17 protein-coding genes are annotated in these 14,276 nt (G+C 73.9%); 16 read left to right on the top strand and 1 reads right to left on the bottom strand.

Going from position 1 to position 14,276, the window contains the following annotated elements; genetic code table 11:
* Positions 1–132: 132 nt before the first annotated feature.
* The 16 genes from rpsP to HCK00_RS17495 all read left to right on the top strand — a co-directional run bounded on the left by rpsP (position 133) and on the right by HCK00_RS17495 (position 12,854).
* On the top strand, positions 133–576 hold the full coding sequence (rpsP, locus tag HCK00_RS17570; RefSeq protein WP_168102928.1) for a 30S ribosomal protein S16: 444 nt from the start codon (positions 133–135) through the stop codon (positions 574–576).
* A gap of 2 nt (positions 577–578) precedes the next feature.
* The gene (locus HCK00_RS17565; RefSeq protein ID WP_168102975.1) at positions 579–818 is read left to right on the top strand and encodes an RNA-binding protein; all 240 of its coding nucleotides are present in this window, start codon (positions 579–581) and stop codon (positions 816–818) included.
* Between the two features lie 363 nt (positions 819–1,181).
* A complete protein-coding gene (rimM, locus tag HCK00_RS17560) occupies positions 1,182–1,793 on the top strand; it encodes a ribosome maturation factor RimM (protein WP_168102927.1) in 612 nt (203 codons plus the stop codon).
* Positions 1,790–2,605 carry a tRNA (guanosine(37)-N1)-methyltransferase TrmD gene (gene trmD, locus HCK00_RS17555; RefSeq protein WP_168102926.1) on the top strand — a complete coding sequence of 272 codons (816 nt, stop codon included), beginning with the start codon at positions 1,790–1,792 and terminating at the stop codon, positions 2,603–2,605. The genes rimM and trmD overlap by 4 nt, the downstream gene beginning before the upstream one ends.
* A 141-nt stretch (positions 2,606–2,746) precedes the next feature.
* Positions 2,747–3,091 carry a 50S ribosomal protein L19 gene (gene rplS, locus HCK00_RS17550; RefSeq protein ID WP_168102974.1) on the top strand — a complete coding sequence of 115 codons (345 nt, stop codon included), beginning with the start codon at positions 2,747–2,749 and terminating at the stop codon, positions 3,089–3,091.
* 46 nt (positions 3,092–3,137) lie between these two features.
* Positions 3,138–3,974 carry a signal peptidase I gene (lepB, locus tag HCK00_RS17545; protein WP_168102925.1) on the top strand — a complete coding sequence of 279 codons (837 nt, stop codon included), beginning with the start codon at positions 3,138–3,140 and terminating at the stop codon, positions 3,972–3,974.
* 34 nt (positions 3,975–4,008) lie between these two features.
* Complete coding sequence (lepB, locus tag HCK00_RS27730) at positions 4,009–5,082, top strand: signal peptidase I (RefSeq protein WP_311765369.1); 1,074 nt, start codon at positions 4,009–4,011, stop codon at positions 5,080–5,082.
* Complete coding sequence (gene lepB, locus HCK00_RS17535; protein WP_168102973.1) at positions 4,983–5,924, top strand: signal peptidase I; 942 nt, start codon at positions 4,983–4,985, stop codon at positions 5,922–5,924. Before lepB (HCK00_RS27730) ends, lepB (HCK00_RS17535) begins: the two co-directional genes overlap by 100 nt.
* Before the next feature lie 60 nt (positions 5,925–5,984).
* Complete coding sequence (gene lepB, locus HCK00_RS17530; RefSeq protein WP_168102924.1) at positions 5,985–6,764, top strand: signal peptidase I; 780 nt, start codon at positions 5,985–5,987, stop codon at positions 6,762–6,764.
* Positions 6,757–7,269 carry an NUDIX hydrolase gene (locus HCK00_RS17525; protein ID WP_311765366.1) on the top strand — a complete coding sequence of 171 codons (513 nt, stop codon included), beginning with the start codon at positions 6,757–6,759 and terminating at the stop codon, positions 7,267–7,269. Before lepB (HCK00_RS17530) ends, HCK00_RS17525 begins: the two co-directional genes overlap by 8 nt.
* Positions 7,270–7,308: 39 nt before the next feature.
* Positions 7,309–7,632 carry a DUF2469 domain-containing protein gene (locus HCK00_RS17520; RefSeq protein WP_168102923.1) on the top strand — a complete coding sequence of 108 codons (324 nt, stop codon included), beginning with the start codon at positions 7,309–7,311 and terminating at the stop codon, positions 7,630–7,632.
* 297 nt (positions 7,633–7,929) lie between these two features.
* Positions 7,930–8,298: a YraN family protein gene (locus HCK00_RS17515; RefSeq protein ID WP_168102922.1), complete on the top strand. Its 369-nt coding sequence runs from the start codon at positions 7,930–7,932 to the stop codon at positions 8,296–8,298.
* Complete coding sequence (locus HCK00_RS17510; protein ID WP_168102921.1) at positions 8,298–9,917, top strand: YifB family Mg chelatase-like AAA ATPase; 1,620 nt, start codon at positions 8,298–8,300, stop codon at positions 9,915–9,917. Before HCK00_RS17515 ends, HCK00_RS17510 begins: the two co-directional genes overlap by 1 nt.
* Positions 9,914–11,071, top strand: coding sequence for a DNA-processing protein DprA (gene dprA, locus HCK00_RS17505; RefSeq protein WP_311765365.1), 1,158 nt, complete (start codon positions 9,914–9,916; stop codon positions 11,069–11,071). The genes HCK00_RS17510 and dprA overlap by 4 nt, the downstream gene beginning before the upstream one ends.
* 272 nt (positions 11,072–11,343) lie before the next feature.
* Positions 11,344–12,180, top strand: coding sequence for an RNA polymerase sigma factor WhiG (gene whiG, locus HCK00_RS17500; protein ID WP_168102920.1), 837 nt, complete (start codon positions 11,344–11,346; stop codon positions 12,178–12,180).
* Positions 12,181–12,311: 131 nt separating this feature from the next.
* The gene (locus HCK00_RS17495) at positions 12,312–12,854 is read left to right on the top strand and encodes a TetR/AcrR family transcriptional regulator (RefSeq protein ID WP_168102970.1); all 543 of its coding nucleotides are present in this window, start codon (positions 12,312–12,314) and stop codon (positions 12,852–12,854) included.
* Between the two features lie 141 nt (positions 12,855–12,995).
* Here the strand turns inward: HCK00_RS17495 and HCK00_RS28745 are convergent, their stop codons facing one another.
* Complete coding sequence (locus tag HCK00_RS28745; protein ID WP_375781973.1) at positions 12,996–13,331, bottom strand: hypothetical protein; 336 nt, start codon at positions 13,329–13,331, stop codon at positions 12,996–12,998.
* Positions 13,332–14,276 lie beyond the last annotated feature (945 nt).

The raw sequence follows: 14,276 nt of genomic DNA, 5'->3' as shown, positions 1-14,276 counted from the left end.
GTTGAGTACTCGGCAGCCGGTCCGGACCCCTCTCTCCCTCGGCTGACGCGTCCATCGAGCGCCCGGCACCCGCAACCCCACGTGGGAGGCCGTGCTGCTCAAACACGTCATAGAGCAGGAGACACCACTCCCGTGGCAGTCAAGATCAAGCTGAAGCGCCTGGGCAAGATCCGGTCGCCTCACTACCGCATCATCGTCGCCGACTCCCGTACCCGCCGTGACGGCCGGGCCATCGAGGAGATCGGCCTGTACCACCCGGTGCAGAACCCGTCGCGCATCGAGGTCGACTCCGAGCGTGTCCAGTACTGGCTGGGTGTCGGCGCGCAGCCGACCGAGCCGGTCGCGGCCATCCTCAAGGTCACCGGTGACTGGCAGAAGTTCAAGGGCCTCCCGGCCCCCGAGCCGATGAAGGTCCCCGAGCCCAAGGCGGACAAGCGCGCCCTGTTCGAGGCCGCCGCCAAGGACGCCGGTGACGAGCCCAAGGGCGAGGCGATCACCCCGAAGGCCAAGAAGTCCGACAAGAAGGCGGACGAGGCCGGAGCGGACGCCTCGTCGGCCGAGTCCACCGAGGCCTGATGATGCTCGAGGAGGCCCTCGAGCACCTCGTGAAGGGGATCGTCGACAACCCCGAGGACGTGCAGGTCGCCTCGCGCACCCTGCGCCGCGGGCAGGTGCTGGAGGTCCGGGTGCACCCGGAGGACCTCGGCAAGGTGATCGGCCGTAACGGCCGCACCGCCCGTGCCCTGCGGACCGTCGTGGGCGCCCTCGGCGGTCGCGGCATCCGCGTCGACCTCGTCGACGTCGATCAGGTTCGCTGACACCAACGGCACCGGCGCGGGCCGGGGAGGGCCACGGCTCTCCCCGGCCCGTCCGTCGTCCGCCCCGGGCGGTGTCCGCCGGCGCCGCTCCGGCCACCCGTCGGGGAAGCGGCGGCCCGCCGACCGGCCACCTCCGGGAGAGCCGCACGGAGCGCCGCCGAAGGCCCCGGCGGGGAGGACCCGGGAAGCCGAGAGGTGCCGCTGCCGGACGCCGCAACGCTGCGGAACACCGCGCCCGGATCCCTCTTGCCGATCAGCACCGGGAAGCCCGGAAGCCTGGAAACCCTGAGAATCCGGGAAACCCGGGAAACCCGGGAAACCCGGTAACGCAGCCGGAACAGTAACAAGCCGCAGGAGAGCGCAGTGGAGCTGGTAGTCGCGCGGATCGGCCGCGCCCACGGCATCAAGGGCGAGGTCGCCGTGGAGGTGCGGACGGACGAGCCCGAGCTGCGGCTCGCCCCCGGCGCCGTCCTCACCACCGACCCGGCCGCGACCGGGCCGCTCACGGTGGAGAGCGGCCGGGTGCACAGCGGCCGGCTGCTGCTGCGGTTCGCCGGGGTACGGGACCGGGGCGCGGCCGAGGCGCTCCGCAACACCCTGCTGATCGCCGAGATCGACCCGGAGGAGACCCCGGAGGACCCCGACGAGTTCTACGACCATCAGCTCGTGGGCCTCGACGTGGTCACCGCCGGCGGCGAGGCGGTCGGCCGCATCACCGGCATCTCCCATCTGCCCTCCCAGGATCTGCTGGTGGTGGAGCGTGCCGAGGGCGGTGAGGTGCTGATCCCCTTCGTCTCGGAGATCGTCCCCGAGATCGACCTGCGGGCGCGGCGTGTCCGTGTCGACCCTCCGCCCGGCCTGCTGGACGAGTCCCGCGCCGAGACCGCCGGTACCACGGCCCGTGGCACCCGCGACGGCGAGGGGACCGGCGGCGGAGCCGCGGACGGTGGCGGAACGGGCGGGGACCGCGCGTGAGGCTCGACGTCATCACCATCTTCCCCGAGTACCTGGAGCCGCTGAACGTCTCCCTGGTGGGCAAGGCCCGGTCCCGCGGGGTGCTCGACGTCCGCGTCCACGATCTGCGGGAGTGGACCCACGACCGGCACCACACCGTCGACGACACCCCCTACGGAGGCGGCCCCGGCATGGTGATGAAGCCCGAGCCGTGGGGGGAGGCGCTCGACACGGTGATCGACTCCGGCTCCCCGGGGGAGCGGCCGGTCGTGATCGTCCCCACCCCCAGCGGCCGGCCCTTCACCCAGGAGCTGGCGATCCACCTCGCCGCGCGTCCCTGGCTGGTCTTCACCCCCGCCCGGTACGAAGGCATCGACCGGCGCGTCGTCGAGGAGTACGCCCGGGACCACGAGGTGCTGGAGGTCTCCATCGGCGACTACGTGCTGGCCGGTGGTGAGGCCCCCGTCCTGGTGATGACGGAGGCCGTGGCCCGGCTCCTGCCCGGGGTGCTCGGCAACGCCGAGTCCCACCGCGACGACTCCTTCGCCCCGGGAGGCATGGCCGGGCTGCTGGAAGGGCCCGTCTACACCAAGCCGCCCGAGTGGCGCGGCCACGGCATCCCCGAGGTGCTGCTCAGCGGGCACCACGGGCGGATCGCCCGCTGGCGGCGCGACCAGGCGCTGCGCCGGACGGCGCGCCACCGGCCCGATCTGATCGCCGGCCGCGACCCGGCGGAGTTCGACGCCCATGACCTCCGGGTCCTCGCCGAACTGGGCTGGGACGTGACCGGGGACGGCCGATTTGGGCAGGTGCCCGCCGCCGTGGAAGAATGAGCAGCTGTTGTGCGTCCGGCGCGCGCCCCTGCCACAGGGGGAACGACGCCCGCCCGCCGCACCGCCGCCCGCCGGCGGCACCCCCGAGACATTCCCTCATCTACCGTCGATGACCTGTGGCATCGGCGAGGAAAGCAGACGATCATGCACCTTCTCGACAGTGTCGACTCCGCTTCGCTGCGCAGCGACGTCCCGGCGTTCCGTCCCGGTGACACGGTGAACGTCCACGTCCGTGTCATCGAGGGCAGCCGCTCCCGTGTGCAGCAGTTCAAGGGCGTGGTCATCCGCCGCCAGGGCGCGGGCGTGCGCGAGACCTTCACGGTCCGCAAGGTCAGCTTCAGCGTCGGCGTCGAGCGCACCTTCCCGGTGCACACCCCGATCGTCGAGAAGATCGAGGTCGTGACCCGCGGTGACGTCCGCCGCGCCAAGCTCTACTACCTCCGCGAGCTCCGCGGCAAGGCCGCGAAGATCAAGGAGAAGCGCTGACCTTCGGCCGGATTCCGCTCGGCCCGGCCGGTTAGGCTCTGGGCCGATGGACACCGACGAACAGCTTTCCGAGCGCGATCGCTCTCCCGCCCCCGACGAGGGGCGGGAGCGGCGGTCGCGCTCGGCGCGTTCCGGCCCGGGGTGGCGCGGCGCGCGCCGTGCCGTGCCCGGTGCCGTGCTCCGTCTCCGGCGGGCCGCCGCGCGGGCCCCGTGGCGGTGGGCCGGTGCGGTCACGGCCGTCGCGGTGGCCGTCGTTCTCATGCTCAGCGCCTGGGTGGTGCAGCCCTTCCTCGTCCCCAGTGGCTCGATGGAGCCCACCCTCCGCGTCGGCGACCGGGTGCTCGTGAACAAGCTCGCCTATCGTTTCGGCAACGAACCACGCCGCGGAGACGTAGTGGTGTTCGACGGCACCGGATCCTTCGTCCACGGCGGGCGGTCCGGTGGCGTCCTGACCGGGCCGCTGCGTGAGGCGGCGGCCGCCGTGGGACTCGTGGAGCCGGAGGAGACCGACTACGTGAAGCGCGTGGTGGGGACCGGAGGCGACCGGGTCACCTGCTGTGACGAGCGGGGGAGGATCAAGGTGAACGGCGTGGCCCTCGACGAGGTCTACCTGCCGCCGGGCGAGAGCCCGTCCCAGGTGCCCTTCGACATCGCCGTCCCGGAGGGCAGACTCTGGGTCATGGGTGACCACCGCGGCGACTCCCGGGACTCCCGCGACCACCTCGGTTCGCCCGGCGGCGGCACCGTACCCGTCGAACGGGTGATCGGCAGGGCCGATTGGATCGGCTGGCCGGCGCGCCACTGGACGACCGTCACCGCGCCCGCGGACCCCGCGCGCCGGCCACATCCGGCGCTCACCGGGGAAGGCGGGAGCCATGGGTAACCGCGGAAAGCCCCGGGGGGGACCGGACCGGGACATGCGGCTGCCGACGGGCACCCGCCCCACCGGCGCGCGCCTGACGGGCGGACGGGCCGAGCGGCGCCGGCTCGCCCAGCGCATCAAGCGACGCCGGCGCCGCTCCGCGATCCGCGAGGTGCCGATCCTCCTCACCGTCGCGGTGCTGATCGCGCTGGGTCTGAAGACCTTCCTCCTCCAGGCGTTCGTGATCCCCTCCGGCTCGATGGAACAGACCATCCAGATCGGGGACCGCGTGCTGGTCGACAAGCTGACCCCGTGGTTCGGCTCGAAACCGCAACGGGGGGACGTGGTGGTCTTCCAGGATCCCGGCGGCTGGCTGGAGGGGGAGCAGCTCCCCTCGGACGAGGACCCGGTGGTGATCAAGCAGGGCAAGGAGCTGCTCTCCTTCATCGGGCTGCTCCCCTCGGACGACGAGCAGGACCTGATCAAGCGCGTGGTGGCGGTCGGCGGTGACACGGTCCGCTGCTGCGACGGGGACGGCCGGGTCACCGTCAACGGCACGGCGATCATCGAGCCGTACCTCCACCCGGGCAACTCCCCCTCCGAACAGCGGTTCGATGTGAAGGTGCCGCCGGGGCGGCTTTTCGTCATGGGTGACCACCGCTCCAACTCCGCGGACTCCCGTTTCCACCTGGACGAGACCGCGGGCGGCACGGTTCCGGAAGACCTGGTGGTGGGCCGGGCCATGGTGATCGCCTGGCCGTTGGGCCACTGGAGCAAGCTGGAGGAGACCGAGACCTACGCCTCCGTGCCCGACCGCGCCGGCACGGCGACACCCGCGGCAGCCGTGGTTCCGCGCGGCGGCGGACCGGGGCACCATACTGGGGGGCCCGGCCCCGAGCGGGTCGGGGAATCAGATGCGATGATCCATCTCCCGATCCCTGCGGAACTCCCGCTCGTTATGGGAGTGGTGGGCCTGCGCCGCGTGCGGGCCGAGCGGCAGTGCGGAGTGAGGAGTGGACTGTGGGGGATGTGGCCGTCGGCGCCCGGGCCGACCAGGACGAACCCGAGAGGCGACCGCAGCGGGCGGAGGGCGCGGTGGAGGAGGACGGTGGTGAGGAAGGCGCAGTGAGCGAGAAGAAGCAGCGTTCCTTCTGGAAGGAGCTGCCGATCCTCATCGGGATCGCGCTGCTGCTCGCCCTCCTCATCAAGAGCTTCCTGTTGCAGGCGTTCTCGATCCCCTCCGACTCCATGCAGAACACGCTGCAGCGCGGGGACCGGGTCCTGGTCGACAAGCTGACCCCGTGGTTCGGCTCCGAGCCGAAGCGCGGCGAGGTCGTCGTCTTCCACGACCCCGGGCGCTGGCTCGGCGAGGTGCCCGAGGCCGACTCCGGTCCCGTGGCCACCGGGGTGCGCACGGTGCTGAGCACCATCGGGCTGATGCCGTCCGCGGAGGACAAGGACCTGATCAAGCGGGTGATCGCGGTGGGTGGGGACACCGTGGAGTGCAAGGGGGAGGGCCCGGTCAAGGTCAACGGCAAGACGCTGGACGAGCCGTACCTCTACCCCGGCAACACCCCTTGCGGTGACAAGGAGTTCGGCCCGATCAAGGTGCCCCGGGACCGTATCTGGGTCATGGGCGACCACCGGCAGAACTCCCTCGACTCCCGCTACCACCAGGACCTGCCCGGCAACGGCACCGTCCCCGTGGACGAGGTCGTCGGGCGCGCGGTGGTGGTGGCCTGGCCGGTCGGCCGCTGGTCGACCCTGCCGATCGCGGACACCTTCGACCAGCCCGGTCTGAACGCCGCGGCCGGCGCGGCCCCGGCGGCGATCGGTTTCGCCGCCGCCGTCCCGCTGGTGCTCCTGCGCCGCCGGCGGCTGCTCGCGGCCGGCGGGGTGAGCGGCGCGGGTGGCGCGGGTTCGGCGGAATCCGTGGCCCGGGCGGCGGGAGAGCCGCGGCGGGACGGCTGACCCCGGCCGGAACCGGCCGGTAGTGTGCCGTCCCGGATCACACCGAGGCGGGGAGCGGGGATGAGTACTGCGGAAAGGACGGCCGTGCGGGCAGGGGGGACGCCGGGCAGGGCCGTCTCCGGGATCGCCGTGGCGCTCGGATGTGTGCTCTTCCTCGGCGGATTCGCCTGGGCGGCGCTGCTCTACCGGCCCTACGCCGTCCCGACGGACTCCATGGAACCCACCGTGGCGGCCGGTGACCGGGTGCTGGCGCAACGCGTCGACGGCGGCGAGGTCCGCCGGGGGGACGTGGTGGTCTTCACCGACCCCGCCTGGGGCGACCTCCCCATGGTCAAGCGGGTGGTCGGGACCGGCGGGGACACGGTCGCCTGCTGCGACCGGCAGGGGCGGCTGACGGTGAACGGTGAGCCGATCGAGGAACCGTATCTGCGCGGGAGCGGGAGCGGGAGCGTACGGGGTGCCGCGGACTCCCCGGCGCCGCCGGCCTCGCCGACCGAGTTCACCGCCGCCGTGCCGGAGAACGGCGTCTTCCTGCTGGGCGACGCGCGCGGCAGCTCGCTGGACTCGCGGGAGCACCTGACCGACGGTGGTCAGGGCTCTGTGCCGGTGAGCGCGATCAGCTCCCGGGTGGACGCCGTGGTCTGGCCGGCGGGCTCCGCGGGCCGGCTGGCCCGCCCCGCCGCCTTCGCCGCGCTCCCCGGTGGGGTCTCCGCACCCGGGCCGCTGTTCCCGCTGGCCCTCGCGGTCGGGGGCGGGGCCGGGCTCGTCCTGGCCGGGGCGGCGTACGGCCCCCTGGCCGGCCAGCTGGCGCGGCGACGGGCGGAAGCCGCCCGTGCGTGAGCCGCGCCGCGCCCCCGGCGGTGAGGTGTGGCGCGCCGTGGCACGCGTGGTGCTCCTCGATCCCCGGGGACGGATTCTGCTGCTCCACGGCCACGAGCCCGCCGACCCCGGGCGGACCTGGTGGTTCACACCGGGCGGCGGCGTCGAACCGGGTGAGAGCCGGGCGGAGGCCGCCCGGCGGGAGCTGATCGAGGAGACGGGGATCGCCGAGGTGGAGCTGGGGCCCGTGCTCTGGCGGCGTCGGTGCTCCTTCCCCTTCGACGGCCGCCGCTGGAACCAGGACGAGTGGTACTTCCTGGCCAGGACGGAGCGGACCGCGACCGACGGTACGGGCCGCACGGCGCTGGAACGGCGCTCCATCCGCGGCCTGAGGTGGTGGACGTCCCGGGAACTGTCCACCCTGCGTGAGACGGTGTACCCCACCAGGCTCGCGGAACTGCTGGCCACGCTGGAGCGGGAGGGTCCTCCGAGTGCCCCCGTCGATCTCGAACCCGAGCGGGCCTGACGCACAATAGGGGGACGCCCGGCTGAAGGGGACCATGTCATGAGCGCCGAAGACCTCGAGAAGTACGAGACCGAGATGGAGCTGAAGCTCTACCGGGAGTACCGCGACGTCGTCGGCCTGTTCAAGTACGTGATCGAGACGGAGCGGCGCTTCTATCTCACCAACGCCTACGAGATGCAGGTCCACTCCGTCCAGGGCGAGGTGTTCTTCGAGATCTCCATGGCCGACGCCTGGGTGTGGGACATGTACCGGCCCGCCCGCTTCGTCAAGCAGGTGCGGGTGCTGACCTTCAAGGACGTCAACATCGAGGAGCTCAACAAGAGCGACCTCGAACTTCCCGGGGAGTCCGGTTTCGACCGGTGAGGGTCTGACGCCGCCCGGGGGTGGGCCGGGGCCCGGAGGCGCCGGCCCCGAGGCGGGCGGTGAGCCACCGCGTGGGTGACCCGGCGATGTCCGCCCGTAGGCGTGGGGGCCCGCCGGTGCTCGTTCCGGGCGGCCGTTGACGGACCGGCGCGACGAGGGGCCCGGGGTGGAGCCTCCCCCTTCGTTCACCTGGACGAGTGAGCGCGTTGTCCACAACCGGCCGGTAATCCACAGATCCGCATCAAGATCCACTTTTCTCCGCCGCCTCCGCCACAGTCACCTGCGGAGGTGGTGGAGATGAACGCGCGCTGTGCGCTCGGCCGCTATGGAGAGGACCTGGCCGTCCGGCGGCTGGGCGAGGCCGGGATGACGGTCCTGGAACGGAACTGGCGGTGCCGGGACGGCGAGATCGACATCGTCGCCCGGGACGGCGACGCCCTGGTGATCTGCGAGGTCAAGACGCGACGGGCGGGCGGTCCGGAGCACCCCATGGCCGGGGTCCCCGTGCGGAAGGCGGCCCGGCTGCGGCGGCTGGCGGCGCGGTGGCTGCAGGAGCGCTGGCCGGCGCACCGCACCCCGCCCGGCGGGGTGCGCATCGATCTGGTGGGCATCGTGGTCCCGGCCCGCGGCGCGCCGATGGTGGAGCACGCGCGGGGGGTGGCGTGATGGGGTTCGCCCGTACCTGTTCCGTAGCCCTGACCGGGGTCGAGGGGGTGGTGGTCGAAGTACAGGCCGACCTCGAACCGGGGCTGGCGGCCTTCACCCTGGTCGGGTTGCCGGACAAGAGTCTGGTCGAGAGCCGGGACCGGGTCCGGGCCGCGGTGGTCAACTCGGGGGCCGAGTGGCCGCAGCGGAAACTGACGGTCGGGCTCAGCCCGGCATCCGTGCCCAAGAGCGGCAGCGGTTTCGACCTGGCCGTGGCCGGTGCGGTGCTCGGCGCGGCCGGGCGGGTGGACCCCGCGCAGATCGCCGACCTGGTCATGATCGGTGAGCTCGGGCTCGACGGGCGGGTCCGGCCGGTGCGTGGCGTCCTCCCCGCAGTGCTGGCCGCTGCCGAGGCCGGGCACGAACAGGTCGTCGTGCCGGAGCAGACGGCCGCCGAGGCCGCCCTCGTCCCCGGGATCGCCGTCCTGGGGGTGCGGAGCCTGCGCCAGCTGATCGCGGTGCTGGCGGACGAGCCCGTCCCCGAGGAGGAGCCCCGCGAGGAGGGACGGCCGGACCCGGCGCTGGCCGGGCTGGCGCTGCCCGGTTCCGGGACGGCCGCCGGACTCGCGGCCCGTGCCGGGGGCGGAGCGCCGCTGCCCGACCTGGCCGATGTGGCCGGCCAGCGGGAGGCGAGAACGGCCCTGGAGGTGGCCGCGGCCGGTGGCCATCACCTTTATCTGAAGGGACCCCCGGGCGCCGGCAAAACGCTTCTCGCCGAGCGGCTGCCAGGGCTGCTGCCACCGCTCAGCCGGCGGGAGTCCCTGGAGGTCACGGCGGTCCACTCGGTCGCGGGGGTGCTGCCGCCCGGTAAGCCGCTGATCGACACCCCGCCGTTCTGCGCCCCGCACCACTCGGCGACCATGCCCTCGATCGTCGGCGGGGGCAACGGCCTCCCGAGACCGGGTGCCGCCTCGCTCGCCCACCGTGGTGTGCTCTTCCTCGACGAGGCGGCGGAGTTCGGCGCGCGGGTGCTGGACGCCCTGCGGCAGCCGCTGGAGTCCGGTCATGTGGTGGTGGCCCGCAGCGCCGGCGTGGTCCACCTGCCGGCCCGCTTCCTGCTGGTCCTGGCGGCGAACCCGTGCCCGTGCGGCCGGCACGCGCTGTCCGGGGCGGGCTGCGAGTGCCCGCCCGCCGTGGTGCGCCGTTACCAGTCCCGGCTCTCCGGTCCGCTGATGGACCGGGTCGACCTGCGGGTCACCGTGGAGCCGGTGGGCAGGCGCGCGCTGCTGGAGGAGGTCCGCAGCGGTGAGCCCACCGCCGTGGTGGCCGCGCGGGTGCTCGCCGCCCGGGAGCGGGCGGCTGCCCGGCTGGACGGCAGCCCGTGGCGGCTCAACAGCGAGATCCCCGGACATGAGCTGCGCACACGCTGGCGGCCCGCTCCGGACGCCCTGTGGGAGGCCGAGCGGGACATGGAGCGGGGACTGCTCACGGCCCGCGGCCTGGACCGGGTGCTCCGGGTGGCCTGGACGGCCGCCGACCTGGCGGGCCGGGACCGGCCGGCGGCCCCCGACGTGGCCATGGCCCTTCAGCTCCGCACCGGGATCAGCCGTGGCGCCGTGCCCGCGGGGGGCCCGGCGTGAGGGGCGCGGAGGCCGATCGGCAGCGGCTCGCCCGTGCGGCACTCACCCGGATCGTGGAGCCGGGGGACGAGCGGGCCGGGCGATGGCTCCGCGAGCTCGGCCCGGTGGCTCTGCTGGAGCTCTTCCAGGGGCGGGACCGGCCTCCGTCCCCGGTGACGGAGGAGCGGATGGCCGGGTACCGGGCCCGGGCGGCCGTGGCCGATCCGGTGGCGGACCTCGCCGCGGCCGCGGCCGAGGGAGGCCGTTTCGTCTGCCCCGGCGAGGAGGAGTGGCCGCGGCAGCTCGACGACCTCGGTGACGCCCGTCCCCTCGGCCTCTGGGTGCGCGGGCGGCCCTCACTCCGTCTGTGGGCCCTCCGCTCGGTCGCCGTCGTGGGGGCCAGGGCCTGCACGGACTACGGCGCCCATATGGCGGCGTCCCTCGCCGCCGGCCTCGCGGAGCGCGGCTGGGTGGTGGTCTCCGGCGCGGCCTACGGCATCGACGGCGCGGCCCATCGCGGCGCGCTCGCGGCGGGTGGCGCCACCGCCGCCGTACTGGCCTGCGGGGTGGACCGGACCTACCCGCGTGGTCACGCGGAGTTGCTGCGGCGTATCGCCGACCAAGGGGTGCTGGTGGCGGAGCTGCCGCCGGGGGCGCATCCCACCCGCAGCCGCTTCCTGCTGCGTAACCGCGTCATCGCCGCGCTCACCCGCGGCACGGTGGTGGTGGAGGCGGAGTACCGCAGTGGGTCGCTGGTCACCGCCCGCGCCGCCCAGCGGCTCGGCCGGCTCTCGGCGGGCGTTCCCGGACCGGTGACCTCCGGGTTGTCCGCCGGGGTGCACGAACTGCTGCGGGGCGAGGGAACCCTGGTCACGGACGCCGCCGAGGTGATCGAGCTGGTCGGCGGCATGGGAGAGCTGGCGCCCGAGCGGCAGGGCCCGGTCCTCGCGCGTGATCTGCTCGCCCCGCTCACCGCGCGGGTCCTGGAGGCGCTGCCCGCCCGGAGCGAGGCGGACACGCGGGAGATCGCCCGGGAGGCGGGCACCGACACCACGGAAGCGACGGCACGTCTGTACGAATTGCAATCGCTGGGATTCGTGCAGCGTCAGGGTGATCGGTGGCGGCTGCCCGCCCCCGCGGGGGCGCCGGTCGCGACCGGGGGAGGTGGCCGCTGACCTGCTGCGATCGGGTGACCTGGTGCGGGCCTGGCGGGGGCGGACGGACCCGCGTGCGCGCTCCTTCCACTCCCGCGCCTCTCCTGCGCCACTCGAACGGCGTAACCCCGAGGGGCGGTCAGCGGAACGTATCTGCGCATGAGATACCTGCATCTCTTCGCACACTGCGACAGGGCAGTCACGCTACGCTTACGGAAGTTCCGGCTCCGGCCGACCGCTTCACCCTGGCTCACCCCGATTCACCCTGACGGCAGAACGGCTCAAGGCGACGTATGCCCCAGCACACCTCCGGGTCCGACCGCGCGGCGGTGCCACCTGCCGCCCGCGGCGGCGTGCGCCCCGCCGCCCCCTCATCCCTGGACGAACTCTGGCGGGCCTACAAGGAGACGGCGGACAGCAGGCTGCGGGAGCAGCTGATCCTGCACTACTCACCCCTGGTGAAATACGTGGCGGGCCGGGTCAGCGTGGGGCTCCCGCCCAATGTCGACCAGGCCGACTTCGTCTCCTCCGGCGTCTTCGGGCTGATCGACGCCATCGAGAAGTTCGACCCCGCGCGGTCCATCAAGTTCGAGACCTATGCGATCACCCGTATCCGGGGCGCCATGATCGACGAACTGCGCGCGCTGGACTGGATCCCGCGTTCCGTGCGTCAGAAGGCCCGGGCCGTGGAGCGTGCCTACGCCACGCTGGAGGCCGGCCTGAGGCGGACGCCCACCGAGGCGGAGGTCGCCGGGGAGATGGGAATCGGCCTGGAGGAACTCCACCAGGTGTTCAGCCAGCTCTCCCTGACGAACGTCGTGGCCCTGGAGGAGTTGCTGCACGCCGGTGGTGAGGGCGGCGACCGGCTGAGCCTGCTGGACAAACTGGAGGACACCGCGGCGGACGACCCGGAGGAGGTCGCCGAGGACCGCGAACTCCGCCGTCTTCTGGCCCGGGCCATCAACACCCTCCCGGAGCGGGAGAAGACGGTCGTCACCCTTTACTACTACGAGGGTCTGACCCTGGCCGAGATCGGCCAGGTGCTCGGTGTCACGGAGAGCCGGGTGAGCCAGATCCACACCAAGTCCGTGCTCCAGCTCCGGGCGAAACTCGCCGACGTGGGGCGCTGAAGGGACGCCGAAAGGGCGCCGAGCCGGCCCGCGGGACAGCTTTCCGCCAGGTGGTCGCCCGGGGCGGGGCCCGTCCGTAGAGTGGGCGGGTGCCCAGGATTCGAGCGGCCTCCGTGGCCGAACACCGGACCATGCAGCGCGGCGCCCTGCTCGACGCCGCCCGATCCCTGCTGTCCGAGGGCGGCAGCAAGGCCCTGACCTTCCCCGCCCTCGCCGAGCGCACCGGGCTGGCGCGCTCCTCCGTCTACGAGTACTTCCGTTCCCGCGCGGCCGTCGTCGAGGAACTCTGCGCTGTCGACTTCCCCGTCTGGGCCGCGGAGGTGGAGGCGGCCATGGCACGAGCCGCCACCCCCGAGGCGCGGGTCGAGGCCTATGTGCGGCGCCAGCTGGATCTGGCCGGGGACCGCCGCCACCGGGCGGTGGTGGCGATCTCCGCCGGTGAGCTCGATGCCGGAGCACGCGAGAAGATCCGCGCCGCGCACGGCGGTCTTGTCACGCTGGTCGTCGAGACCCTGGAGGACCTCGGCCACCACCGGCCGCGGCTGGCGGCGATGCTGCTGCAGGGGGTGGTGGACTCGGCCGTCCGCCGCCTGGAACTCGGCGCGGCGGAGGACTCGGAGGAGATCATCGAGGCGGCCGTGGCCATGGTTCTTCACGGCGTGCGCGGCGGCTGAGCCGGCTTCTCCGGACGGTGGTCCCCGGTCGCGGCCCCTGCCGGTCCCGTGGTGTCCCGAGCGGGAGGCGGGGTCCGCCGTTGAGCCGGGACCACGGCCGGGGCGACCGGGCCGGTTCGCCCGGCAGAGCCGGTGCCCGGATCAGCCGGGCGGCTCCGGGACGCCGATGACGGGCAGCAGCCGTGACGGAGGCCCGCGCAGTATCCAGGCCGGGAGCAGCGACAGCGGGTTCAGATAGTCGTCCCCGCGGAGCAGGCCCCAGTGGAGACAGCTCACCGCGCAGTGGTACGGACCGCGGGCCAGCACCCCGACCACCTCTCCCGCGTCCACCTTCTCCCCCTTTTCCACCAGCGCGACGACCGGCTGGTAGGTGGTGCGCAGGGGTGGCTCTCCGGTGCCGTCCAGCTCCACGGACACCACCGGACGGCCCGCCACCACCCCCGCGAAGGACACCCGCCCCGGAGCCGCCGCCCGCACGGGCCCTCCCTCGCGCGCCGCCAGATCCACGCCCCGGTGCCCCGCCGCGTACCGGGAGGGCGGGGGCTCCCAGCCTCGCGGCACTTCCGGGCGGCCGCCGGGCACCCGCCCGCCGCCGGCCCCGTCGACAGGCCAGGCCCGCTCCCCGTCGGAGAGATCCGGCTCGGAGCGGGAGCCGGCCGGCCCCGCCCCGCCGGAATCATGGTCCGGCTCCGGCCCCGGGTCCGCCGGGGCGCCCGCCCGTCCGGCGGGGGAGCCGGAGAGCGGAGTCTCCGCGCCGGGCGGGGTGACCCCCGGCAGGGAGGAGAGCAGCAGCCACACCGCGAACAGGGCGCCGATCGCCGCCGGAGGCCCGCAGCGGGGCGCGCGTCCGCGCGAGGGTGATCTGAACGCCGTGGTCCCGCGCCGACGGGCCCACCGCGGGCCGGTCCCCGGCTGCCGGGGACCGGGCGTGCCGGCTCCCCGGCGTGCTGCGCCGAGGGGCCCGGATCCGCCGGGATGGGTTCCCGGGATTCGGGGCGCGCCGGAAGCGGCGACCGCGGATCCGGGCCCCCGCGTCATGGGTGGGCGCGTCATGGGTGCGCGCGCGGCGGTCCGGTGCTGAACGGACCGGTACGGCACGGAACTGTAGGGCGCGGTCCAGCCACGGGCCGGTGGTCTTCCCCGCCCGCGGCCCGGCCGCCGTCCGTCGTCGTTCCCGTCGTGCTCGCGCTTCGATCGCATGGCGTGACGGTCCCGCATTTCCGGCCGGCGCGGGGATCTTGGACCGTCGCTGTGGACAACCCGCGGAACGGCGAGGTCACATAGGTCATGCCGGCTTCCCGGCCGCTCGCGGTGCGTCGGTGCTCCGGTGCTCCGTGGGGACTCGGCGGGGGCGCCCCGGGCACCCACGATCACCATCCGTACCGCCGGACACCTTCACCCCGGCCCGTGCCGGCCCCCGCG

It is taken from the genome of Streptomyces zingiberis, from assembly GCF_012034935.1.
Lineage (GTDB): Bacteria > Actinomycetota > Actinomycetes > Streptomycetales > Streptomycetaceae > Streptomyces > Streptomyces zingiberis.
This window is presented reverse-complemented; position numbering and strand designations above follow the sequence as displayed.

Coding starts and splice junctions, on each gene's coding strand:
- HCK00_RS17565 (WP_168102975.1), top strand. CDS start 579: ATGCTCGAGGAGGCCCTCGAGCACCTCGTGAAGGGGATCGTCGACAAC.
- lepB (WP_168102925.1), top strand. CDS start 3,138: ATGGACACCGACGAACAGCTTTCCGAGCGCGATCGCTCTCCCGCCCCC.
- lepB (WP_311765369.1), top strand. CDS start 4,009: ATGCGGCTGCCGACGGGCACCCGCCCCACCGGCGCGCGCCTGACGGGC.
- lepB (WP_168102924.1), top strand. CDS start 5,985: ATGAGTACTGCGGAAAGGACGGCCGTGCGGGCAGGGGGGACGCCGGGC.
- HCK00_RS17520 (WP_168102923.1), top strand. CDS start 7,309: ATGAGCGCCGAAGACCTCGAGAAGTACGAGACCGAGATGGAGCTGAAG.
- HCK00_RS17515 (WP_168102922.1), top strand. CDS start 7,930: ATGAACGCGCGCTGTGCGCTCGGCCGCTATGGAGAGGACCTGGCCGTC.
- HCK00_RS17510 (WP_168102921.1), top strand. CDS start 8,298: ATGGGGTTCGCCCGTACCTGTTCCGTAGCCCTGACCGGGGTCGAGGGG.
- whiG (WP_168102920.1), top strand. CDS start 11,344: ATGCCCCAGCACACCTCCGGGTCCGACCGCGCGGCGGTGCCACCTGCC.
- HCK00_RS17495 (WP_168102970.1), top strand. CDS start 12,312: ATGCAGCGCGGCGCCCTGCTCGACGCCGCCCGATCCCTGCTGTCCGAG.